This is a genomic window from Roseateles sp. T103, from assembly GCF_057219915.1.
This window is the reverse complement of the sequence record NZ_JBXVVS010000001.1, coordinates 460,472-481,874: the sequence shown is the minus strand read 5'-3', so window position 1 is coordinate 481,874 and position 21,403 is coordinate 460,472. Positions and strand designations below refer to the sequence as shown.

Here is a 21,403-nt window from a genome sequence, read left to right as displayed (position 1 = left end):
CAGGAGCACTCACCATGTCCACCCCGGAAATCTTCGTCGTCGCTGCGGCGCGCACCGCCATCGGCAGTTTCGGCGGCACGCTGAAGGACCAGCCGCTGAGCCGTCTGGCCACCGTCGCGGTGCGCGAAGCGATCAAGCGCAGCGGCGCCGACGCCGGCCGTATCGGCCATCTGGTGATGGGCAACGTCATCCCCACCGAGCCGCGCGATGCCTATCTCTCGCGCGTGGCCGCGATGGATGCCGGTATGCCGCAGGAAGCGCCGGCCTTCAACGTCAACCGCCTCTGCGGCTCGGGCCTGCAGGCCATCCTGATGGCCGCGCAGGCGCTGAAGGCCGGCGATGCCGAGATCGCCATCGGCGCCGGCGCCGAGAGCATGAGCCGCGGCGCCTACCTGATGCCTGCTGCCCGCTGGGGCGCGCGCATGGGCGACACGCAGCTGCAGGACTACATGCTGACCATCCTGCACGACCCCTTCCACAAGATCCACATGGGCGTGACGGCCGAGAACGTCGCTGCGCAAGAAGGCATCACGCGCGAGATGCAGGACGCGCTGGCCATCGTCAGCCAGCAGCGCGCCGCACGCGCCATCGCCGAGGGCCGCTTCAAGGAGCAGATCGTCCCGGTGGAGATCGCCAGCCGCAAGGGCACGGTGCTGTTCGACACCGACGAACATGTGCGTGGCGAAGTCACGATGGAGCAGCTGGCCAAGATGAAGCCGGCCTTCAAGGACGGCGGCAGCGTCACCGCCGGCAATGCCTCCGGCCTGAACGACGGCGCCGCCGCCGTGGTGCTGGCCACCGGCGAGGCCGTCAAGGCCCAGGGCCTGAAGCCGCTGGCCCGCCTGGTCAGCCACGGCCATGCCGGCCTGGACCCCAAGCTGATGGGCCTGGGCCCGGTGCCGGCCAGCAAGATCGCGCTGCAGCGCGCCGGCTTGAAGGTCGGCGACCTGGACGTGATCGAGTCCAACGAAGCCTTCGCTGCCCAGGCCTGCGCGGTGAGCAAGCTGCTGGGCTTCGACCCCGAGAAGGTCAACCCCAACGGCTCGGGCATCTCGCTGGGCCACCCGGTCGGCGCCACCGGCGCGATCATCACCACCAAGGCGATCTGCGAGCTGCAGCGCATCCAGGGCCGCTATGCGCTGGTCACGATGTGCATCGGCGGCGGCCAGGGCATCGCCGCGATCTTCGAACGCGTCTGAATCTGAACGAGGACAGCAAACAAATGAGCACGAGCAACAACATCCAGCACATCGGCGTGATCGGCGCCGGCACCATGGGCAACGGCATCGCGCAGGTCTGCGCCGTCGCCGGCCTGCAGGTCACGATGATCGACATCAACGATGCCGCCGTGCAGCGCGGCATCGCCACGCTCAGCGGCAGCCTGGACCGCCTGGTCAAGAAGGAAAAGCTCAGCGCCGCCGACCGCGACGCCGCGCTGGCGCGCGTCAAGGGCTCGACGAGCTATGAGGACCTGAAGGGCACGCAGCTGGTCATCGAGGCCGCCACCGAGAACCTCGAGCTCAAGCTGCGCATCCTGCGCCAGATCGACGCGCTGGTCGCACCCGAGACGGTGATCGCCACCAACACCTCATCGATCTCGATCACGCAGCTGGCCGCGGTGGTGAACCGCCCCGAGCGCTTTGTCGGCATGCACTTCTTCAACCCGGTGCCGCTGATGCAGCTGCTGGAGCTGATCCGCGGCCTGCAGACCTCGGACGCCACGCATGCGCTGGCCGTCGAGTTCGCGCACAAGGTCGGCAAGACGCCGATCACGGTGAAGAACAGCCCCGGCTTCGTGGTCAACCGCATCCTCTGCCCGATGATCAACGAGGCGATCTTCGTGCTGCAGGAAGGCCTGGCCACCGCCGAAGACATCGACACCGGCATGAAGCTGGGCTGCAACCATCCGATCGGTCCCTTGGCGCTGGCCGACATGATCGGCCTGGACACGATGCTGGCGGTGATGAACGTTTTCTACGAGGGCTTCAACGACCCGAAGTACCGCCCTGCACCGCTGCTGAAGGAAATGGTCGCCGCCGGCCGCCTGGGCCGCAAGAGCGGCCAGGGCTTCTACCGCTACGGCTGATCGCCAAGCCTCGCCGCACGCCCGGTGGCGGCGCGGCGAGGCCACAATGCAGAAGGCCCGGATGCTTGCGCATCCGGGCCTTCGTGCTTCATTTCTTGGGGTGGCTAATGGGACTCGAACCCACGACAACCAGAATCACAATCTGGGACTCTACCAACTGAGCTATAGCCACCGTAGAGCCGCAAATTATAGACCGATTTCAGCCGCACTGACTAGTAGTCGCCGCACGGAATCACGCAAGATGCTCGCAATCAAGGCGCGGGAGTGCCGGTGCCTGCAGCGATCGCGTTGACGGTGACCTTGAAGCGGGACTTCAGCGCTGCGTAATAGGCCTGAGCTTCGGCGCCGGACCATGCCTGAGCGTACTGCTGCGTAGCGCGCTTGTCATCGAGCAGGGCAGGATCCCGCGGCATCACTTTGTTGATGCGCACAAGCACATAGCTGCCCGCCCCTGCTTCGGCGCCCACATAGGCAGGCAGCTTGCTCGCGTCGGCGGACAGCGCCGCGCTCAGCACCTGGCGCGGCAGATTGGCTGGCGCAGCACGCGACACCAGCACCGGTGCAGCCAGTCCTTCCGCAGCGCCGCTGCGGCGCAGCTCTTCCAGACGCTCCTTGCCGGCCTTCACCGCCAGCTCGCTGGCCAGCTTCTGCATCAGCTGCGCACGCACCTGCACCTGAACATCGGCGAACGGAGGCACGCGCGCCGGGCTGTGCTTGACGACACGTGCCGCGGCCAGCTGGCTGGGGCCGGTCTCGACAGCCTCGGTGTTGCGCTTGTTACGTACTGCATCGTCGCCGAACACCGCATCGAGCAGCTTGGCCGATGCCAGCGGGCCGCTGGCTCCCGGCTGAGGCTGGCGCAGCACAGTCGCGGTCTGGATCTTCAGCTTGGCCAGATCGGCGGCGGGCTTGAGGCTGTCCGACTGCTCATAGACCGTGTTGCCGAACTGCTCCGCCAGTTCGGCGAAGCGCTTCTGGGCAAGCTGCTTGCGGACTTCCTGCTCGATCTGGGCGCGCAGGCTTTCGAAAGACTTGGTCTCTCCGCCGCGCAAGCCGGTCAGCTGGATGATGTGGAAACCGAAGTCCGACTCGACCACGTTGCTGATCTCGCCGCTCTTCAGGGCGAAGGTCGCATCCTCGAAAGGCTTGACCATTGCACCGCGGCCGAAATAGTCGAGATCACCGCCGCTCGCAGCCGAGCCTTCGTCCTGCGAATTCTTGCGCGCGAGCTCGGCAAAGGCGGCGGGGTTCTTGCGCAGCTGAGTCAGCAGCTCATCTGCCCGTGCCTTGGCCTTGTCACGCTCTGCCTGTGGCGCGGCCTTGTCAGCCTTGATCAGGATGTGGCTGGCACGACGTTCCTCGGCCACTGTGTAGCGCGAGGCGTTTTCGCTGTAGTACTTGCGCAGCTCTTCCTCGGAGAGCTTGATCTCGCCTTGCAGCACACTGGCGTCGAGCACCAGATACTCGATCTCGGCACTCTCGGGCAACTGGAAGCGCGCCGCATTGGCCGGATCCTTGTAGAAGGCCTCGACCTCAGCCTCGCTGGGGTTGACCTTGGCCATGAAGTCGCTGGCATCAAAGCGCTGCAACTGGACCTCGCGCCGCTGCAGGTAGGCATCGAAGGCGAGTTCCGCCTCTGCTTTGCCGGCCAGGGCGCTGTCGCCCACGCCCGCCATCACCTGCCGCAGGGTCAGGTCTTGCCGCAGGCGCTGGGCGAACATCTCGGAACTCATGCCCTGGGCGACAAGCAGGTTCTTGTTCACCGAGCCGTCCGGATTGCGCAGGAAAGCGAACTGCGGGTCAGTGCTGAACACCGTCTTCAGTCGCTCGTCACTGATTTGCAAACGCTGCTTCAGCGCTGCCGCCTGCATCACCCGCTCGCGCACCAACTGATCCAGCGATTCGCGCTTGAACTCCGGCGTATCGAAAAGCTTGGCGTCGATATTGGGCATCTGCGCACGCATGCGCTCCACCTGCTGGCGCTGCACCGCATCCCACTCGGACTGAGTGATTTTCACCCCGTCAACCACCGCGACACTGGATCTGCCCTCGGCCATGAAACTGCTGTAGCCCTCGACGCCGACGAGCACAAAGGCCGGCAGGATGAGGATCAGCAGCAGGAACTGGAACAGTCGGTTGTGCGTGCGAACGAATTCAAACATGGACTATGGACCTCGGCCCGGCGACTCGGCCCCGACTGGCGGGGCAAGGCGCCGGCGTTTAGCGCAGACACGACAAAGGCGAACCACGGTTCGCCTTTGCATCGGGCTGATTGTAGCCAACGGCCGCCGGACGCCCGTCCTCGCTGCGCGGCCTGGAAATGGTGGGTGCTAACGGGCTCGAACCGCTGACCTACGCCTTGTAAGGGCGCCGCTCTACCAACTGAGCTAAGCACCCGGTATGACCGGGATGGGTGCAGTCAGATCAGTTGACTGCATCCTTCAAAGCCTTGCCAGGCTTGAACTTCGGCACCTTGGCCGACTTGATCTTGATCGTCGCACCAGTGCGTGGATTGCGGCCGCTGCGAGCAGCGCGCTTGGTCACGCTGAAGGTGCCAAAGCCCACCAGGGACACGGTGCCGTTCTTCTTCAGCGTCGTCTTGACGCCACCAACCAGCGCATCAAGCGCACGACCAGCGGCCGCCTTGGAAATATCTGCCTGCTTGGCGATGTGCTCGATCAGTTCAGACTTGTTCACAGATAACCCCCTGATGTGGATAGGGACGCCGCGTGGGCAATGGCACTGACATTCGCCCCGGAACGCGCTCCCGCGGCGACGCTCGACCAGCCTGGCGCTTTCTTGCACACGCACGCGCTGCGGGAAGCGGATTCTAGATGGATTCCACACCCTATCAGGGGCCGGAATTCTCCCAATGCGGCCCTGGCTGATGGGAAGCCTGAGCAATGCATCACGCAGCCTTGCATACAGCCCACGCTGCGGCCGCGACACAAGCCCCGCCGAACGGCACGGGCCGCGGACCTCAGCGCGCGCGCGCTCGGATCTCCGGAATGGCCTTCTGCAGGTAGTAGACCATCGACCAGATCGTCAACACGACGGCCGCGTAGATCAGCCAAGTGCCCCAGGTGCGCGTGGGTATCAGGCCAAACAGCAGTCCGTCGAAGAGCAGGAAGGGGATGGCCACCATCTGCACCGTGGTCTTCAGCTTGCCGACCATGTGCACGGCCACGCTGCGCGAGGCGCCAATCTGCGCCATCCACTCGCGCAGCGCCGAGATCGCGATCTCGCGGCCGATGATGACCAATGCCACCATTGCATTGACGCGGCCCAGTTCGAGCAGGATCAGCAGCGATGCGCAAACCAGGAACTTGTCCGCCACCGGGTCCAGGAAGGCGCCGAAGGACGAGGTCTGGTTGAGCTTGCGCGCCAGGTAGCCGTCCAGCCAGTCGGTCAGCGCCACCGCCACGAACAACACCGTCGCAATAAGGTTGCGGTGTTCTTGGGCGATACCCAGATGGAAAACCCCGACGATCAGCGGGATCGCGACGATGCGCGCCCAGGTGAACAGTGTTGGCAGCGTGAAGAACATGCGGGCATTGTGCCCAATTCCGCGCGCCTCACGTGTCCAGTGTGCGCGGCTTGAACTGGCGCTGGTCGTTGAACAGGAAAGTCTCGGTGAACTTCCAGGGCCGCGGCAGCGCAGAGACATCGCCAAAGGGCGCCGCACGGCGCACCGCGGCGATCGCGATGTCCACCGTGTCCAGCGCCTGGCGCGGCTTGCGCAGCACCTCGATGCGCTTGATGCTGCCGTTGGCGCTGAGCTCGATCTCCAGCACCGGGATGGCCAGCAGCACGTCCGGCGGCGTGCCCATATAGGTGCCGTCGGGATTGGCCGCCACCAGGCGCTCGGCCGCCTGGCGGCGCAGGTGATCGAGGCTGCGCGCCGGCTTGGGCGGCGCCAGCGGTGCCGCCGCTGCCTGCTTGCCACCATCGGCCGGCTTGGGCGCCGGCGTCGGCGTGCTGCCGCGCTCGGATGACGCCGACCGGCTGCTAGACGCCTCGGGCGCCGACGGCCCGCCCGTCAGCGAGCAGCCCGACAGACCGGCCAGCAAGCCCAAGCTAAGCCAGGCCGCGGCATAACGCCACGCCGGCGCGCGCCGGCCATCGCTAGATTGATCGTCGATGCACTGCACGCTTGATTTCATCGCCAAACTCCTTCGCCCTGCCCTCAGTGCAGCGCACGGTAGATCTCTTCGGCCAGCTCGCGTGCTCTGCGCTCAGCGCAGCACGCGGTAGATCTCCTCGGCCAGCTCGCGTGAGATGCCCTTGACGCTGCAGAGCTCGTCCACGCTGGCCGCTGCCACGCCGCGCACGCCGCCGAAGCGCTGCAGCAGCTGCGCACGCTTCTTCGGCCCCACGCCCGGCACGTCCTCCAGGCGCGAGCCGCCGGTGCGCGCCGAGGCACGCTTGGCGCGCATGCCGGTGATCGCGAAGCGGTGCGCCTCGTCGCGGATCTGCGCCACCAGCATCAGCGCCGCCGAATCGCGGCCCAGATAGACCTTTTCTCGTCCGTCGGCAAAGACCAGCTCTTCGAGGCCGACCTTGCGCCCCTCGCCCTTCTCGACGCCGACGATCAGCCCCAGGTCCAGGCCCAGCTCCTCGAAAACCTCGCGCGCCATAGCGACCTGGCCCCGGCCGCCGTCGACCAGCACCAGATCGGGCAGACGCCCCGTGCCCTGCTGCGCCGCCTCGGCCAGCTTGCTGTAGCGCCGCGTCAGCACCTGGCGCATCGCGGCGTAGTCGTCGCCGCCGGTGATGCCGTCGATGTTGTAGCGGCGGTACTGGCTGCTCTGCATCTGGTGATTCTCGAACACCACGCAGGATGCCATCGTCGCTTCGCCGGCGGTATGGCTGATGTCGAAACACTCGATACGAAATTTGTCCAGCTCGGCCACGCTGAGGTCCAGCGCCTCGACCAGCGCCCGCGTGCGCGCCTGCTGCGAACCTTCCTCTGAGAGCAAACGAGCCAGCGCCAGCTCGGCGCCTTTGACGCACATCTCCTGCCAGATGCGCCGCTGGCCGCGCGGCTGCGCCTGCACCGTGACTTTTGAGCCGGCCTGCGCCGACAGCGCGTCGGCCAGTCCGTCGTCGACCGCATCGCTGACGACGATCAGCCCCGGTACCTGCGCATCCAGATAGTGCTGGGCCATGAAGGCTTCCAGCACCTGGCGCTCGGCACTGGCGCGCGGCGCCTGCGCATCGGCGCCTTCGCCCTCCTCGTCGTCGAGCAGCTGCACCGCGGTGGCGTCCTCGACATGCTTGGGGAAATAGGCGCGATCGCCCAGGTGGCGGCCGCCGCGCACCATGGCCAGGTTCACGCAGGCACGGCCGCCCTGCACCTTGACGGCGAGGATGTCCACGTCGCGGTCGCGGCCGGTGGCGCTGTTCTCGTCAACCGCCTGCTGCTGCAGCACCTTGGCCAGCGACTGGATCTGGTTTCGCACCTCGGCGGCCAGCTCGTACTGGTAGGCCTCGGCATAGGCCATCATCTGCGCCTGCAGCCCGGCCATCACCTCGTCGGTCTCGCCGAGCAGGAAGCGCTCGGCATTGCGCACGTCGCGCGCGTAGTCCTCGGTCTGGCCCTCGGGCACACAAGGCCCGGAGCAGCGACGGATCTGGAACAGCAGGCAGGGCCGGCTGCGGTTGTTGAACACCGTGTCTTCGCAGGTGCGCAGGCGAAAGACCTTCTGCAGCAGCTGGATCGACTCCTTCACCGCCCAGGCGCTCGGGAACGGCCCGAAGTAGCGGTGCCGCTTGTCCACCGCGCCGCGGTAGTAGCTCATGCGCGGCCAGGCGTGCGAGGAGATGCGCAGGTAGGGATAGCTCTTGTCGTCCCTGAACAGGATGTTGAAGCGCGGGTTCAGCGCCTTGATCAGGTTGTTCTCGAGCAGCAGGGCCTCGGCCTCGGTGCGCACCACCGTGGTCTCCAGCCGCGCGATGCGCGCCACCATCATGCCGATGCGCGTGCCGCCATGGTCCTTCTGGAAATAGCTAGAGACGCGCTTCTTCAGGCTCTTCGCCTTGCCGACATAGAGCACCTGGTCCTGCGCATCGAAGTAGCGGTACACGCCCGGCAGGCCGGGCAGCGCCGCCACCTCGGCCAGCAGCGCCTCGCGGCGTTCCGCCGCGGCCTTCTCGACCGCGGCCACGCGCAGCGCTTCCGCAGCTTCGGAGGCGGCGCGCTCGGCAGCCCACTCCGCCTGCACCTGCTCGCCCAGCTGGGCGGCATCGCGCTGCGGATCGGGCGTGGTCGGATCAGTCTCCTGCATGGGCCGCGATTGTGCCGCGAGCCCGCGCGAGCCAGCACCGCGCGCCGGGATAATCGCGCGCCATGAAGAGTCTGCGCTGGGATCTGTTCTGCCGGGTCATCGACAACTACGGCGACATCGGCGTCAGCTGGCGGCTGGCGCGCGATCTGGCGGCGCGCGGCCAGCGGGTGCGCCTCTTCGTCGACGATGCATCGGCACTGGCCTGGATGTCTCCCGGTGGCTTACCGGCAGGCATCGAGGTGCTGCCCTGGGACGCCAGCCTCGCGGCCCAAGAAGTCGGCGACGTCGTCATCGAGACCTTCGGCTGCGAGCTGCCCGAGCCCTTTGTCGCGCGCATGGCACAGCGCCAGCCCGCGCCGCGCTGGATCAACCTCGAATACCTCAGCGCCGAATCCTATGTGGAGCGCAGCCACGGCCTGGCCTCGCCGCAGTTCAGCGGCCCGGGCCGCGGGCTGGACAAGCGCTTCTTCTACCCCGGTTTCACGCCGCGTACCGGCGGGCTGCTGCGCGAGCCCGGCCTGCTGGCTGAGCGCGAGTCCTTCGATGCCCAGGCCTGGCTGCACGCCCAGGGCATCGTGCGCCGACCGGGCGAGCGCCTGGTGAGCCTGTTCTGCTATGCCAATCCCGGACTGCAGCAGTTGCTGCGCCGTCTGGCGGCGGACGCAGCAACGCTGCTGCTCGTCTGCCCCGGCCCAGCCCAGCGCGAACTGGCGGGTCTTGACGTTCCGGCCGGCCTGCGCTGGCAGGCCCTGCCCTATCTCAGCCAGACGGACTACGACCGCCTGCTCTGGTCCTGCGAGCTGAATCTGGTGCGCGGCGAAGACTCATTCGTGCGTGCGCAGTGGGCCGCCAGGCCGCTGCTGTGGCAGCTCTATCCGCAGCACGACGGCGCCCACGGCCCCAAGCTGGAAGCCTTTCTCGACCTCTGGCTGCACGACGCAGACCCGGGGCTCGCCGCGGGCTTGCGGCAGCTCTGGCGCGCCTGGAACGGGCTGGTGCCATGGGGCAGTCAAGGCTTGCCGGCCCTTGAGCAGCAGCAAGCCCTGGCTCGAGACTGGAGCCGCAAGCTGGCCGCGCAGCCCGATCTGGCGACGCAGCTGCTGGGGTTCGTCACCGAATCCCGCTAAAATCTCGGGCTTTGCCGCGCCAAGGCGAAGTCAACAGGGATTTCGGGCGCGCAGGCCGCAGGGAGACCGCGAACGAGGGCGAGCCAAGCCCATCGCAGCACCCGGCTCAGCCAACCGATACCGCACTCCCGCTACTCAGACGGAACACCTATGAAGATCGCTCAAGAAATCCGCGCCGGCAACGTGATCATGCAGGGCAAGGACCCCATGGTCGTGCTGAAGACCGAATACAGCCGCGGCGGCCGCGGCGCCGCCACCGTGCGCATGAAGATGAAGAACCTGCTCAATGGCGCAGGTGCCGAAGTCGTCTTCAAGGCCGACGACAAGATGGACCAGATCATCCTGGACAAGAAGGAGTGCACCTACTCCTACTTCGCCGACCCGATGTATGTGTTCATGGACACCGAGTACAACCAGTACGAGGTCGAGGCCGAGAACATGGGCGACGCCATCTCCTACCTGGAAGACGGCATGCCGGTGGAAGTGACCTTCTACGACGGCAAGGCCATCTCGGTGGAAATGCCCACCAGCGTGGTGCGCGAGATCGAAACCGAGCCGGCCGTCAAGGGCGACACCTCGGGCAAGGTCATGAAGCCCGCCCGCCTGAAGGGCACCGGCTTCGAGATCGCCGTGCCGCTGTTCGTCGAGAACGGCGACAAGATCGAAATCGACACCCGCACGCACGAGTACCGCAAGCGCGTCTGAACCCAGGCACTGCAGCAACAAGAAAGGCACCCTCGGGTGCCTTTTCTTTTGCCTGAATGGCCCTGGCCGGCAATGGCCGCGGCGAGCCGGGCGCCCTCAGTGCAGCGTGCGTGCGGCGCGCTTGCTCTGGACCTTGGCTGCGCCGGACTTGCCGGCGAGCTTGCCCGCCTTCTTGCCCTTCTTGGCCAACTGCTTCTTCTTGGCGGCCGACTTCTTGGCCACCTTCTTCTTCGCGGGTGCCTTCTTGGTCTCGGCCTGAGCAGGCGCTGGCAGGGGCGTGCCGACCACCGCCGGCGGCACCGGCTGCGGCGTAGGAGCGGGCGTGACCGGCGTCTGCGCGGCAACGTGGCCTGCAAACAGCGCGCCGAGGAACAGGGCAAGCGTCTTGGTCGTGGTCGTCATGTTCGAGGGGAGTGGGAGCGCGTCACCCGCGCCAGCGGCATTCTAAGACGCACCCTTCCCTGTGCCGGCGTACCGGCTCAGGCGAAAACGCCCTGGCGCAGCCACTTGGTCGCCACCCACTTCTCGCCCTCCAGCACCGGCGAGCCGCCATGCAGGGTGAGGCTGCTCGGCAGCGGCTGCGCATAGCTGAAGAAGACTGCGTTGCCCTTGATCGGCGCCACCTCCAGACCCACATCCGGAAAGACGGTGCCGCCACCACGCTGCGGGGTATTCAGGTAGATCACCAGCGTCGCGACGCGCTGCCCGCCGCGCTCCAGGATCGCTGCTGTGCTGGCGTGCCCTGGATCGAAGTAGTCATAGTGCGGCAGGTACTCGGCGCCCACGCCATAGCGCAGCACCTGCAAGCCCTCACCATGGTCCACGGGCCAGTTCAGCAGGTGCGCGATGCGCGTCTCGATACGCGCGCACAGCTCGCTCTCGCCACGGTCGAAGAACATGCCCTGGCTGGTGCGGGCCGCATTGACCTCGCTGCCGTCGCTGGCTGCAGAGACAGTCTCGGAACGCGCAAGCCGACTCGCCGCAGATTGGCGCAGTGCATCGCATTCTTCCTCGGCCAGCAGGCCACCGAAGAGCACGATGCGCGGCTGCTTCATCGTCAGCAGCAGGCGCACCTCGCGATCGCCGGCCCACACCGCCGCTGGCTGGCTGGCCAGATCCGGCTCGGGCAGCGCCGGCTCGGCCTGCGGCACATCCGGGCCTGCCCCGCGGTCAAGCAGCACGCCCTCGAACGTCTGCGCCAGCGCACGCCGCGCCACCTCTTCATCCCAGCCGCTGGCACGCATGGCCTGCAGCACCTGCTCGGGCGCGATGCCGGCCTTGTCCTGCTCGAGAATCCAGTGCCGCAGCTCCGGCGTGATGCGCTGTGCAGTGCTCATGCCGAAGATTCTGCCTTCAGTCGAGGCGACGGCGGAACAGCAGCAGCTCTGGCGTGGACAGCTCCGGCTGATAGGCGTAGCCCTCGACATTGAAGCCCTGCAGCCCGGCCGGCGTGTCGATGCGCTGCTCGATGCAATAGCGTGCCATCAGCCCCCGCGCACGCTTGGCGAAGAAGCTGATGATCTTGTAGTTGCCGTTCTTCCAGTCCTCGAACTGGCACTCGATCACTCGCGGCTGCAAGGCCTTGCGGTCGGCAGCCTTGAAGTACTCCTGCGACGCCAGGTTCACGATCACCGGCACCTGCTGCGCCGCGGCCCGCTGGTTGAGGTGCTCGGCGAGCCGGTCGCCCCAGAAAGCGTAGAGATTGGCGCCATGCGCCGTGGCCAGGCGCGTGCCCATCTCCAGCCTGTAGGGCTGCATGCGGTCCAGCGGCCGCAGCACGCCGTAAAGGCCGGAAAGGATGGCGACATGCTGCTGCGCCCATTGCAGCTGCTTCGGGCTGAGCGATTTCGCGTCCAGGCCCTCGTAGACATCGCCGTTGAAGGCCAGCACCGCCGGCCGGCTGTTGGCCTCGGTGAAGCGCGGTTGCCAGGCCTGGTAGCGCTGCACATTGAGCTCGGCCAGGGCGGGCGACAAGTCCATCAGCTCGGCGATCTCGGCGGCCGTCTTGGCCTTCAGCGTCTCGATCAGCGCGGCCGACTGCTCGACAAACTGTGGCTCGGTGGCCAGCGGTAGCACGGCTGGCGACAGCGGGGTCTCGTAGTCGAGCGACTTCGCGGGGGAAAGCAGGTAGAGCATGGGGACGGATTCTGCCGCCGACCCGTCGACCCTGCAGGATGGCGACCCAGAACAGCCGCCACAAAGCACAACGCCGGCGGCGCTCGCGCGCGGCCGGCGTCCTGGCGCTGGGGCTTGCGCCCCCGGCGCTTACTTGGCAAGCAGCTGGTTGACCGCAGCCACGTCCTCGGGCTTGAGCTGGCCGCTGGCCTGGCGCAGCTTCAGGCCGGTCAGCAGCACGTCGTAGCGCGCCTTGGCCAGATCGCTCTGCGTCGAGTAGAGCTGGGTCTGCGCATTGAGCACGTCGAGGTTGACGCGCACGCCGACCTTGTAGCCCAGCTGGGTGGCCTCCAGCGCGAGCTTGCTCGAGGCCTCGGCAGCCTCCAGTGCCTTCACCTGGGCCTGGCCCGACTGCACGCCGAAGAAGGCGCGACGCGTGGCCTCGGTCACGCTGCGGCGCGCGAACTCCAGATCGTTGCGCGCCTTTTCTTCCAGCGAGACGGTTTCCTTGACACGGTTGGTCACTGCACCCCCTGCGTACAGCGGCAGGGTCAGCGCAACGCCCACGCTGGCGCTGTTGGTCGTGCCGGGCTGGTAGCCCGAAGACGCGCCACGAGCATTGATGGACGCGAGCGTGCCGGTCAGGTCCACCGTGGGCAGATGGCCGGCCTTGGCCTTCTCGATCTCGAGTCGCGCGACGTCGAGACCCAGCCGTGCCTTGCGCACCAGCGGGTGCTGCTCATCGGCCATGCTGACCCAGGGGTCCACGGTCGCCGGCGCCACGGCCGGCAAAGCCACCGGCATGGCCAGCGGCTTGGGCGACACGCCGACACGGCCGACGATCTGATCCAGCGCGACACGCTTGACGCGCAGGTCGTTGTCGGCAGCGATCTCCTGCGCCACCGCACGGTCGAAGCGCGCCTGCGCTTCACGGGTGTCGGTGATGGTCGCGGTACCAACCTCGAAGTTGCGCTTGGCCGACGCCAGCTGCTCGGCGATCGCGGTCTTGTTGGCCTTGGTCGTGGCCAGCACATCCTGAGCGGCCAGCACATCGAAGTAGGCCTGGGCCACGCGCACGATCAGGTCCTGCTCCGCGCTCTCCAGGTCGGCCTGCGCGACATTCAGGCCACGCTGCGCCTGATCGATCGTCACGCTGTTGCTGCGATTGAAGAGCGCGTACTTGGCGGTAAGGCCGGTCTGCACGGTACGTCCGTCGACGCGTGCGGCCGGCGTATCGACCTCGTTCTTGGTGCCGGTCACGCCCAGACCCAGGCTCGGACGGGCCAGCGCATTGGCCTGTTCGGCCTTGTAGACCGCCGAATCGGCCTGCGCGCGCGCCGCCAGGTAGCTGGCGTCGTAGGCGCGCGCCGCCTCGTAGAGCTCCTGCAGGCTCTGTGCCTGCGCAGCACCGGCCGCAGCGAAGAAGACGGCCAGGGCCAGGGACAGGCGCGACACGCGGCGCAGGGGCTGGTGGTGGGCTACAGACATGGGGGTTTCCTCGCTGCTGTTCATTGGTGGTTGTCGGGTTCGGCAAATGCTGCGGGCATCGGCAAGGGCTCAGTATCTGGGCACCGAGGCGTCGACCTCGCGCGACCAGGCATCGATGCCGCCGGCGAGGTTATAGACCGACTCGAAGCCCTGACGCTCCAGGAATGCGACGACCTGCAGACTTCGCACGCCATGATGGCAGTAGGCGACGACAGGCTGCGCCGGGTCCAGCTCGCCGAGCCGCTCCACCAGCTCGGCCATGGGAATCAGCCGGGTCTCGATGCCATCGAGCCGGATGCTTGCCAGCGCGGCCTCCCAGGGCTGGCGCACGTCCAGCAGCAGCAGGGGCTGCGCCGATGCCGAGGCCTCGGCCCGGCACAAGGCCAGCAGGTCGCTACAGCTCAGCTGTACGGGCATCGGCGGGCTGGGTCCGCTCAGAAGACGAAACGCGACGGGGCGTCGAAGCCGGCCAGACGCGGCAGCACCGTCTCGAACAGCACGGTCGAGCGGAACTCGCGTTCGCCGCCGCGCGTGAACAGCGTGGCCTGCATCGCCGGCTCGTCGCCGACAACGGCCAGCAGCCGGCCGCCGACCTTGAGCTGCTCCAGCAAGGCCTGCGGCACCTCGGCCACCGAGCCGGACAGCAGGATCACGTCGAAGGGCGCTTCGGCCGGCAGACCGCGCGAACCGTCAGCCTCGCGCACGGTGACGTTGCTCACGCCGGCGCGACGCAGGTTCTCGGTCGCGACGCGCGCCTGCTCATGGTCGGCCTCCAGCGTGACGACGCGCTGTGCGCGGTGGCCCAGCAGCGCGCCGATGTAGCCGGCACCGGTACCGATCTCCAGCACCTTCTCGTTGCGCTGCACCTTCAGCTCCTGCACCAGACGCGCCTCGACCCGCGGCGGCAGCATGTGGCGACCCTGGCCCAGCGGAATCTCGGTGTCGACGAAGGCCAGCGAACGGTAGGCCTCGGGCACGAAGTCCTCGCGCTTGACCACGGACAGCAGGGCCAGCACCTCGGGATCGAGCACGTCCCAGGGGCGGATCTGCTGTTCGATCATGTTGAAGCGGGCTTTTTCGATGTTCATCACGTCTTCCTCAGTTCACCCGGCGCCCGAGGCCTATGCCGGCGCCATCATCGCGACAGATTCTATTTCGCCGCCGCCGGCTCCCGTGGCCCCAGCTTGCGCTTGAACCAGGCCGACAGGTCGTCCAGATAGCAATAGATCACCGGCACCACCACCAGCGTCAGCAGCGAGGAGGTGATCACGCCGCCGATCACCGCTTGGCCCATGGGCGCGCGCTGCTCCGAGCCCTCGCTCACCGCAAAGGCCAGCGGCACCATGCCGAAGACCATCGCCAGCGTCGTCATCAGGATAGGCCGCAGCCGCACATGGGCGGCGCGCAGCAGCGCGGTCTCGCGGTCCATCGGCTCGTTGTCGACGCCATGACCATGCTCGCCTTCGCGGGCGCGGATCGCGAAGTCCACCAGCAGGATCGCGTTCTTGGTCACCAGGCCCATCAACATCACGATGCCGATGATGGAGAACATGTTCAGCGTCGAGCGGAAGGCCAGCAGCGCCAAGACGACGCCGATCATCGTCAGCGGCAGCGAGCTCATCAGCGCCAGCGGCTGCAGGAAGCTCTTGAACTGGCTGGCCAGGATCATGTAGATGAAGATCACCGCCAGCGCCAGCGCACCCACCGCGTACTGGAAGGACTCGGTCATGTTCTTGGTCGAGCCACCGAAGCTGTAGCGGTAGCCCGGCGGGAAAGGCGTGCGGTCCAGCACGGCCTTGATGTCGGCCGAGACCTCGCCCGCGCTGCGGCCCAGCGCATTGCCGTCGATCTGCACCTCGCGGTTGAGGTCGCGGCGGTTGATCTGGTTGGGGCCGCTGGAAGGCTGGATGTCCGCCACCTGCGACAGCCGCACCACGCGCGGCGTGCCGTCCGCGGCCGGAGCGACGTTGATCGGCAGGCGGCGCAGGTCCTCGATGCTGTCGCGGCCCTGGGGCGCCAGTCGGACCAGCACATCGTAGTTCTCGCCATCGGGCGCACGCCAGTTGCCCACCGTGGTGCCGGCCAGCATCGTGCGCAGCGTGCCGGCCAGCGCGTTGACGTTCAGGCCCGCGTCAGCCGCGGCATCGCGCTTGACCTCGATCGCCACCGTGGGCTTGTCGGGCTTGAGCGTGCTGTCCAGATCCACCAGGCCCGGGACCTTCTCCAGCTCGGCCAGTACCGACTTGGACAGGCGCTCCAGCTGCTTCAGGTCCGGCCCCTGGATGGAAAACTGCAGGCTCTTGCCGCCGCCCAGATCGGTCTGGCCGATGTTGGTGACGGTGACGCCAGGGATGCGCGAGAGCCGCTCGCGCAGCGGCATCACCAGGTCATTGACGCTGCGCTGGCGCAGCTTGCGGTCGGTCAGGCGCACATAGATCGTGCCGTAGATCTTGCCGGCCGCGTAGCCGCTGTTGATCGTCGTCACCGTGTAGGCCACCTCGGGCAGCTCGCGCAGCGCCGCGTCGATCTGGCGAGCGCGCGCCTCGGTCACCTCCAGCGAGGAGCCCACCGGCGTGTAGAAGTTGATCTGCGTTTCCGACAGGTCGGCCTTGGGCACGAACTCCTTGCCGATCGCCCCCAGCAGCCCGCAGCTGGCCAGCAGCGTCGAGCCGGCGATCGCCAGCGTCGCGCCCTTGTGCGCCAGCGACCAGCGCAGCACACGCTGGTAAAGATCGGACAGCCACTCGGTCAGGCGGTCGAAGGCCAGCGTCACGCGACCCAGGGTCTTGTCGTAGAGGGTGACCGGAGGTCCGCGATGCACGCCGTGCGCCTGCGGGTCGTGCCAGACGCTGGACAGCATCGGATCCAGCGTGAAGGAAACGAACATCGAGATCAGCACCGCCGCGACGATGGTGATGCCGAATTCGTGGAAGAACTTGCCGACGATGCCGCCCATGAAGCCGATCGGCAGGAACACCGCGACGATCGAGAAGGTCGTGGCCAGCACCGCCAGGCCGATCTCCTCGGTGCCGTCCAGCGCCGCCTGGCGCGGGCTGGCGCCCATCTGCACATGGCGCACGATGTTCTCGCGCACGACGATGGCGTCGTCGATCAGCAGGCCCACGCACAGGCTCAGCGCCATCAGCGTGATCATGTTGATCGTGAAGCCGAACACGTACATGAACAGGAAGGTGCCGATCAATGCAATCGGCAGCGTCAGCCCGGTGATCACGGTGGAGCGCCAGCTGTTCAGGAACAGGAAGACGATCAGCACGGTCAGCACCGCGCCCTCGATCAGTGTCTGGCGCACATTGGCGACCGAGACGCGGATCGCGCGCGAGGCGTCGCGGTTGACCTCGGTCTTCACGCCCGGCGGCAGCAGGGCCTGCGCATCCTTCAGCGCCGCCTGCAGGCCGTCGACCACAGCGATGGTGTTCTCGCCCTGGCTCTTCTGGATCGACAGCAGCACGGTGCGCTGGCCGTTGTAGAGCGCCAGGCTCTCCACCTCCTGCGGACCGTCGACCACGTCGGCGACCTGCCAGAGCCGCACCGGCGCGTTGTTCTTGCGCGCAACGACGATGTCGCGGAAATCCTCGGGGCGCTTGAGCCGCGCGTTGATCTGCACCACGCGCTCCTGCTGCGCCGAGTGCAGCGTGCCCATGGGCAGCTCCTGGTTCTCGCTCTTCACCGCGGCGAGAACCTGGTCCATCGTGATGCCCAGCGCCTCCATCGCCTCGGGGCGCAGCTGGATCTGCACCTGGCGCTGCAGGCCGCCCACCACCGACACCGAGCCGACGCCGCGCACGTTCTCCAGGCGCTTCTGCAGCACCTGCGTGCCCCAGGTGGTCAGCTCCTGCGTGCTGGTCTTGCCGTCGGTGGACAGCAGCGCGATGTTGAGCACCGGCATGCTGGCCGGGTCGAAGCGCGTGATGCGCGGCTCCTTGACCTCGTCGCGCAGATTGGGCCGGATCGCAGCGACCTTCTCGCGCACGTCCTCGGCGGCCTTGCGCCCGTCCATCTCCAGGTTGAACTCGATGATCACCACCGAGCTGCCCTCGTAGGAGCGCGAGTACAGCGAGTTGATGCCGGCCACCGTATTGACGGCCTGCTCGACCTTCTTGGTCACCTCGGCCTCGACAATCTCGGGCGAGGCGCCCGGATAGTCCATCTGCACGACCACGGTGGGGAAGTCGATATTGGGGAACTGGTCGACCGGCAGGCGCTGGTAGCTGAAGGCGCCCAGCACGACGAAAGCCAGCATGACCATCACGGCCATGACCGGGTTCTGGATCGAGACGCGGGTGAACCACATGGTGCAGCCCTGGTCTCAGCGCGAGGCGGCCGCAGCCGGGGACGGCGCTGACGCGGGCGCCGCGACAGACGACGCGATGCGCACCTTGGCACCCTCGCCCACCGCGCCGGCGGCGCCGCTGAGCACCAGCTCGCCAGCCGCCAGACCCGCGAGGATCTCCACCGCGGGCTGGCGGCGGCCGTCGATCAGCGCCTCGCCGCTGGCGCCGGTCTGCACGGTCAGCGCCCGCACTTGGCCGTCCTTGACGGCCAGCACATAGGGCCTGGCCCTGTCGATGCGCAGCGCATGCTGGGGCAGCAGCAGCGCGTCGCGCGAGGCCACGGCCAGCGTGCCGCGCGCGAACATGCCGTGGCGCAGACCGCGCGTGTCATCGAGGCGCAGATACAGCGGCAGCGCGCGCGAGCCGCTCTGCGCGGCCGGACTGATGCGCGCCAGCGTCGCCGTCACCTCGCGCCCTTCCACCTGCAGCTGCGCCTTGGCGCCGGGCTTCAGGTCCAGCGCACGCTCGGCGGGCACCGCCGCCTCCAGCTCCAGCCGGCTCAGGTCGACGATCTCGACGACGCGCCCGTCCACCGGCAGGCGCTCGCCCGGCTGCGCCAGGCGCTGCGAGACCTGCCCGCTGATCGGCGCGATCAGCTTCGCATCGGCCAGTGCCTTGCGCGCCAGCTCCACCGCCGCCTGCGCGGCCTGCCAATTGGCCTGCGCCGCCGCGTCGTTGGACTGCGCGGCCTCCAGCGCGGTGGCCGAAATGAAGCCCTGGCCGACCAGGGCGCGGTTGTTCTCCAGCGCACGCCGCGCGATCTCCAGCTGCGCCTTGGCAGCGGCCGCAGTCTGCTCGGCCTGGCGCAAGCGCCAGAGCAGCTCGGTGTTGTCGATCTCGCCGATCGGCTGGCCGGCGCGCACGCTGTCGCCTTCACGCGGCGTCAGGCTTTTCAGCTCGCCCGCGACCTTGGCCTTGAGCACCGCGCTGTCCACCGCACGCAGGCCGCCGGACACCTCGATGACCTGTTCGAAGTGCAGCATCTGCGCCTGCACCAGGTCCAGCGGACCGAGCTCCAGCACGGGCGCCGCTGCTGTCGTGACCACCGGCGCCGGCGTGGGCGCCTTGGCACGCCGCATCACCAGCAAGGCTGCCACCGCGACAAGTAGCAGCAAGGCTGCCATCCACCATTTCTTGCGCGGGAGCTTCATTGATCAATGCCTCGGATTTCGCTTCTTGATTTGCGCTGCCTGACGCGCCGGCTCGGCCAGCAGCCCATGCAGCGTCAGTTCCAGCTGCGCGCTCAGCAGCACCTGCGGATCCATCGCCGGGCAGTGCTGCGGACAGCCGCCAAAGGCCTGCTGGAACATCACCAGCTGGAGCAGCGGGCTGATCAGGATCTGCACCGTCTCCGCGATCGGCACCGGACGGAACTCGCCCGTCGCAATGCCGCGCTCCAGCAACGTGCCGACCAGTTGATGGGTCGGCGTGATGACCTCGTCGACATAGAAGGTCGCGAGGTCGGGAAAATTGCGCGCCTCGGCCATCATGATCTTGCTGATACCGCCGGCCGGGCCGGTGCTGATGCGCTCCCACCACTCGTGCATGAAGGCCTCGAGCAGTTCGCGCATGCTGCCCTGGTGCTGGGCGGCGGCCTCAACGCCCTCGGCGATATGTGCGGCCAGGTTCTCGCGCACCACCGCCTTGAAAAGTTCTTCCTTGCTGGGGTAGTACAGGTACATCGTGCCCTTGGACACGCCGGCCCGTGCTGCCACCTCCTCGGAGCGCGTCGCGGCAAAGCCCTTCTCGACGAAAAGCTCCAGCGCGGCAGCGAGCAGCTCCTGCGGCCTGGCCTCCTTGCGACGGCGGCGCACCGGCGACGCCATGGCGTCGCCGGCCTCTTGCAGGGATGGTGGATTGCGGCGCATCGAACTGTACTGACTGACCGGTCAGTAATGTATTCACACGGGTCCTGGCGGTCAAGCCGCCGCCACCGCGGCCCGCGGACGAGTCAGGGCTGGGCTGGCGCCGCCGCGGCACTGGCAAAGCCGGCGCTGCGCCGGCGCATCGCTGCCGGATCGATGCTCGGCGCCTGCGCCGGCCAGCCGAAGAAGCGCTGCACTTCGCTGCGGCGCGCCAGCGTGTCAGCCATGCCCAGCATGATCAGCTCGCCGGTGAACGAGGGTTCGAAGAGCAGATAGCTGGTCAGCGCCGAGCCGCTGGCGCCCTTGCCCTCGCCCTGCACGCCGACGCTGCGCAGCAGGCCGCGCATGGTCGGCGGCAGGCTGCCCTGGTGTTCGGCGGCGAGGTCGTCCAGGCGCCGGCTCGGTGCGATCACCAGCACGTCCACCGGCCGCAGCGCGGTGCCGCGCTTGGCTTCCTCGGGCAGCAGCGACAGCGTGTGGTTGATGCGTTGAAGGCGCTCGACATCCACCGCCAGCGCGTCGAGGAAGATGTTCGACAGCGCATGGCCAGCGATCTGCGCCATGCTCGGGTGGCCGTTGGTCGCCACATGCCGGTGGCCGGGCGGCTCGTGCATGCGGCCCGCGCCGATCACCAGCACGCGCTCGGCGCCCAGGTGCACGGCCGGCGAGATCGGGGCGCTCTGGCGCATCGAGCCATCGCCGAACCATTCGAGCTGGCCGTCGATCTCCAGCTGCTCGGCCGGGAAGATGAAGGGGATCGCCGACGAGGCCAGCAGGTGCTCGATGCTCATGCGCGCCCGCGAGGCCACGCGCTGCGAGCGCATCCAGGGCTCGACCGGCTTGTTGGTCTGGTAGAAGGTGACATGCTGTCCCGAGGTGTAGCTGGAGCCGCTGATCGCCAGCGCATGCAGATGGCCCTGGTCGAGCATCTTGTCCAGCCGCTCCAGCCGCACCCAGCGGCGCAGCAGCTCGCCCAACGGCGCGTTGTCCAGCAGGCTGCGCGGACGGGTGCGCGTCCAGCGCGCGAGCGCCCAGCCCACGCTCATCATCGTCATCCAGCGCGCGCCGGTGCGGATCACGCCCAGCGAGTCGGCCCGGTAGACCTGGTCGACATGGATGTTCTGCCAGATGTGCATCAGGCCATCGACCGCCGAGTCGAACTCGTCGGCCAGGCAGGCCAGCGTCGCCGCATTGATCGCGCCGGCCGAGGTGCCCGCGATGATCGGAAATGGATTGCCCTCGGCAATGCCGGCGTCGCGACGCAGCTGCGCCAGCGCGGCGAGCACGCCCACCTGATAGGCGGCACGCGCGCCGCCGCCGGTGAGGATCAGGCCGGTGGAAGGCGTCGACAGACTCATGGGCGCCAGCTTAAGCCCTG

The 21,403-nt window shown here is 67.7% G+C and carries 19 protein-coding genes and 2 tRNA genes; 4 read left to right on the top strand and 17 right to left on the bottom strand.

The window, feature by feature from the left end; translation table 11 throughout:
• Nucleotides 1–14 precede the first annotated feature (14 nt).
• Together AC2EBS_RS02080 and AC2EBS_RS02075 are read left to right on the top strand one after the other, a co-directional pair.
• On the top strand, nucleotides 15–1,199 hold the full coding sequence (locus AC2EBS_RS02080) for an acetyl-CoA C-acyltransferase family protein (RefSeq protein ID WP_484726722.1): 1,185 nt from the start codon (nucleotides 15–17) through the stop codon (nucleotides 1,197–1,199).
• A 23-nt stretch (nucleotides 1,200–1,222) separates the two neighbouring features.
• Nucleotides 1,223–2,086, top strand: a complete 864-nt coding sequence (locus AC2EBS_RS02075) for a 3-hydroxybutyryl-CoA dehydrogenase (RefSeq protein WP_484726721.1) — start codon at nucleotides 1,223–1,225, stop codon at nucleotides 2,084–2,086.
• Between the two features lie 96 nt (nucleotides 2,087–2,182).
• Here the strand turns inward: AC2EBS_RS02075 and AC2EBS_RS02070 are convergent.
• From AC2EBS_RS02070 to uvrC, 7 genes are all read right to left on the bottom strand, one after another.
• Nucleotides 2,183–2,258, bottom strand: a tRNA-His gene (locus tag AC2EBS_RS02070).
• A 79-nt stretch (nucleotides 2,259–2,337) separates the two neighbouring features.
• Nucleotides 2,338–4,248 carry a peptidylprolyl isomerase gene (locus AC2EBS_RS02065; RefSeq protein WP_484726720.1) on the bottom strand — a complete coding sequence of 637 codons (1,911 nt, stop codon included), beginning with the start codon at nucleotides 4,246–4,248 and terminating at the stop codon, nucleotides 2,338–2,340.
• A gap of 159 nt (nucleotides 4,249–4,407) precedes the next feature.
• Nucleotides 4,408–4,483: transfer RNA gene (locus AC2EBS_RS02060), tRNA-Val, on the bottom strand.
• Between the two features lie 27 nt (nucleotides 4,484–4,510).
• On the bottom strand, nucleotides 4,511–4,783 hold the full coding sequence (locus AC2EBS_RS02055; RefSeq protein WP_484726719.1) for an HU family DNA-binding protein: 273 nt from the start codon (nucleotides 4,781–4,783) through the stop codon (nucleotides 4,511–4,513).
• 283 nt (nucleotides 4,784–5,066) lie between these two features.
• Entirely contained in the window at nucleotides 5,067–5,633 is a 567-nt protein-coding gene (gene pgsA, locus AC2EBS_RS02050; RefSeq protein ID WP_484726718.1) for a CDP-diacylglycerol--glycerol-3-phosphate 3-phosphatidyltransferase, read from the bottom strand.
• 28 nt (nucleotides 5,634–5,661) lie between these two features.
• Nucleotides 5,662–6,249 (bottom strand): hypothetical protein, encoded by a 588-nt coding sequence (locus AC2EBS_RS02045; RefSeq protein ID WP_484726717.1) that lies wholly within the window; start codon nucleotides 6,247–6,249, stop codon nucleotides 5,662–5,664.
• 72 nt (nucleotides 6,250–6,321) lie between these two features.
• On the bottom strand, nucleotides 6,322–8,373 hold the full coding sequence (uvrC, locus tag AC2EBS_RS02040) for an excinuclease ABC subunit UvrC (RefSeq protein WP_484726716.1): 2,052 nt from the start codon (nucleotides 8,371–8,373) through the stop codon (nucleotides 6,322–6,324).
• A gap of 62 nt (nucleotides 8,374–8,435) precedes the next feature.
• On the opposite strand from uvrC, the gene earP reads away from it, so the two are divergent.
• Complete coding sequence (gene earP / locus AC2EBS_RS02035) at nucleotides 8,436–9,500, top strand: elongation factor P maturation arginine rhamnosyltransferase EarP (RefSeq protein ID WP_484726715.1); 1,065 nt, start codon at nucleotides 8,436–8,438, stop codon at nucleotides 9,498–9,500.
• 150 nt (nucleotides 9,501–9,650) lie between these two features.
• Nucleotides 9,651–10,205 (top strand): elongation factor P, encoded by a 555-nt coding sequence (gene efp, locus AC2EBS_RS02030; protein WP_484726714.1) that lies wholly within the window; start codon nucleotides 9,651–9,653, stop codon nucleotides 10,203–10,205.
• Between the two features lie 96 nt (nucleotides 10,206–10,301).
• Here the strand turns inward: efp and AC2EBS_RS02025 are convergent, their stop codons facing one another.
• From AC2EBS_RS02025 to AC2EBS_RS01980, 10 genes are all read right to left on the bottom strand, one after another.
• Nucleotides 10,302–10,607 (bottom strand): hypothetical protein, encoded by a 306-nt coding sequence (locus AC2EBS_RS02025; protein ID WP_484726713.1) that lies wholly within the window; start codon nucleotides 10,605–10,607, stop codon nucleotides 10,302–10,304.
• 77 nt (nucleotides 10,608–10,684) lie between these two features.
• Nucleotides 10,685–11,542: a 2OG-Fe(II) oxygenase gene (locus AC2EBS_RS02020; RefSeq protein ID WP_484726712.1), complete on the bottom strand. Its 858-nt coding sequence runs from the start codon at nucleotides 11,540–11,542 to the stop codon at nucleotides 10,685–10,687.
• Nucleotides 11,543–11,558: 16 nt separating this feature from the next.
• The gene (yaaA, locus tag AC2EBS_RS02015) at nucleotides 11,559–12,341 is read right to left on the bottom strand and encodes a peroxide stress protein YaaA (RefSeq protein ID WP_484726711.1); all 783 of its coding nucleotides are present in this window, start codon (nucleotides 12,339–12,341) and stop codon (nucleotides 11,559–11,561) included.
• A 129-nt stretch (nucleotides 12,342–12,470) separates the two neighbouring features.
• Nucleotides 12,471–13,808, bottom strand: a complete 1,338-nt coding sequence (locus tag AC2EBS_RS02010) for a TolC family outer membrane protein (protein WP_484726710.1) — start codon at nucleotides 13,806–13,808, stop codon at nucleotides 12,471–12,473.
• Between the two features lie 69 nt (nucleotides 13,809–13,877).
• Nucleotides 13,878–14,225 (bottom strand): rhodanese-like domain-containing protein, encoded by a 348-nt coding sequence (locus tag AC2EBS_RS02005; RefSeq protein WP_484726709.1) that lies wholly within the window; start codon nucleotides 14,223–14,225, stop codon nucleotides 13,878–13,880.
• Between the two features lie 17 nt (nucleotides 14,226–14,242).
• A complete protein-coding gene (locus AC2EBS_RS02000) occupies nucleotides 14,243–14,896 on the bottom strand; it encodes a protein-L-isoaspartate O-methyltransferase family protein (protein WP_484726708.1) in 654 nt (217 codons plus the stop codon).
• A 62-nt stretch (nucleotides 14,897–14,958) separates the two neighbouring features.
• Nucleotides 14,959–18,120, bottom strand: a complete 3,162-nt coding sequence (locus AC2EBS_RS01995; protein ID WP_484726707.1) for an efflux RND transporter permease subunit — start codon at nucleotides 18,118–18,120, stop codon at nucleotides 14,959–14,961.
• A 15-nt stretch (nucleotides 18,121–18,135) separates the two neighbouring features.
• Nucleotides 18,136–19,311, bottom strand: coding sequence for an efflux RND transporter periplasmic adaptor subunit (locus AC2EBS_RS01990; protein WP_484726706.1), 1,176 nt, complete (start codon nucleotides 19,309–19,311; stop codon nucleotides 18,136–18,138).
• A gap of 3 nt (nucleotides 19,312–19,314) precedes the next feature.
• Entirely contained in the window at nucleotides 19,315–19,986 is a 672-nt protein-coding gene (locus AC2EBS_RS01985; protein ID WP_484726705.1) for a TetR/AcrR family transcriptional regulator, read from the bottom strand.
• A gap of 125 nt (nucleotides 19,987–20,111) precedes the next feature.
• Nucleotides 20,112–21,383: a patatin-like phospholipase family protein gene (locus AC2EBS_RS01980; RefSeq protein ID WP_484726704.1), complete on the bottom strand. Its 1,272-nt coding sequence runs from the start codon at nucleotides 21,381–21,383 to the stop codon at nucleotides 20,112–20,114.
• Nucleotides 21,384–21,403: the final 20 nt, after the last annotated feature.

Bases quoted from the DNA above. Each gene is read 5' to 3' on its own strand.
- AC2EBS_RS02080 (WP_484726722.1), top strand. From the start codon at position 15: ATGTCCACCCCGGAAATCTTCGTCGTCGCTGCGGCGCGCACCGCCATC.
- AC2EBS_RS01995 (WP_484726707.1), bottom strand. From the start codon at position 18,120: ATGTGGTTCACCCGCGTCTCGATCCAGAACCCGGTCATGGCCGTGATG.
- AC2EBS_RS01985 (WP_484726705.1), bottom strand. From the start codon at position 19,986: ATGGCGTCGCCGGTGCGCCGCCGTCGCAAGGAGGCCAGGCCGCAGGAG.
- efp (WP_484726714.1), top strand. From the start codon at position 9,651: ATGAAGATCGCTCAAGAAATCCGCGCCGGCAACGTGATCATGCAGGGC.
- yaaA (WP_484726711.1), bottom strand. From the start codon at position 12,341: ATGCTCTACCTGCTTTCCCCCGCGAAGTCGCTCGACTACGAGACCCCG.
- earP (WP_484726715.1), top strand. From the start codon at position 8,436: ATGAAGAGTCTGCGCTGGGATCTGTTCTGCCGGGTCATCGACAACTAC.
- AC2EBS_RS02075 (WP_484726721.1), top strand. From the start codon at position 1,223: ATGAGCACGAGCAACAACATCCAGCACATCGGCGTGATCGGCGCCGGC.
- AC2EBS_RS02020 (WP_484726712.1), bottom strand. From the start codon at position 11,542: ATGAGCACTGCACAGCGCATCACGCCGGAGCTGCGGCACTGGATTCTC.
- uvrC (WP_484726716.1), bottom strand. From the start codon at position 8,373: ATGCAGGAGACTGATCCGACCACGCCCGATCCGCAGCGCGATGCCGCC.
- AC2EBS_RS02045 (WP_484726717.1), bottom strand. From the start codon at position 6,249: ATGAAATCAAGCGTGCAGTGCATCGACGATCAATCTAGCGATGGCCGG.
- AC2EBS_RS02065 (WP_484726720.1), bottom strand. From the start codon at position 4,248: ATGTTTGAATTCGTTCGCACGCACAACCGACTGTTCCAGTTCCTGCTG.
- AC2EBS_RS02010 (WP_484726710.1), bottom strand. From the start codon at position 13,808: ATGTCTGTAGCCCACCACCAGCCCCTGCGCCGCGTGTCGCGCCTGTCC.
- AC2EBS_RS01980 (WP_484726704.1), bottom strand. From the start codon at position 21,383: ATGAGTCTGTCGACGCCTTCCACCGGCCTGATCCTCACCGGCGGCGGC.
- AC2EBS_RS01990 (WP_484726706.1), bottom strand. From the start codon at position 19,311: ATGAAGCTCCCGCGCAAGAAATGGTGGATGGCAGCCTTGCTGCTACTT.
- pgsA (WP_484726718.1), bottom strand. From the start codon at position 5,633: ATGTTCTTCACGCTGCCAACACTGTTCACCTGGGCGCGCATCGTCGCG.
- AC2EBS_RS02005 (WP_484726709.1), bottom strand. From the start codon at position 14,225: ATGCCCGTACAGCTGAGCTGTAGCGACCTGCTGGCCTTGTGCCGGGCC.
- AC2EBS_RS02000 (WP_484726708.1), bottom strand. From the start codon at position 14,896: ATGAACATCGAAAAAGCCCGCTTCAACATGATCGAACAGCAGATCCGC.
- AC2EBS_RS02025 (WP_484726713.1), bottom strand. From the start codon at position 10,607: ATGACGACCACGACCAAGACGCTTGCCCTGTTCCTCGGCGCGCTGTTT.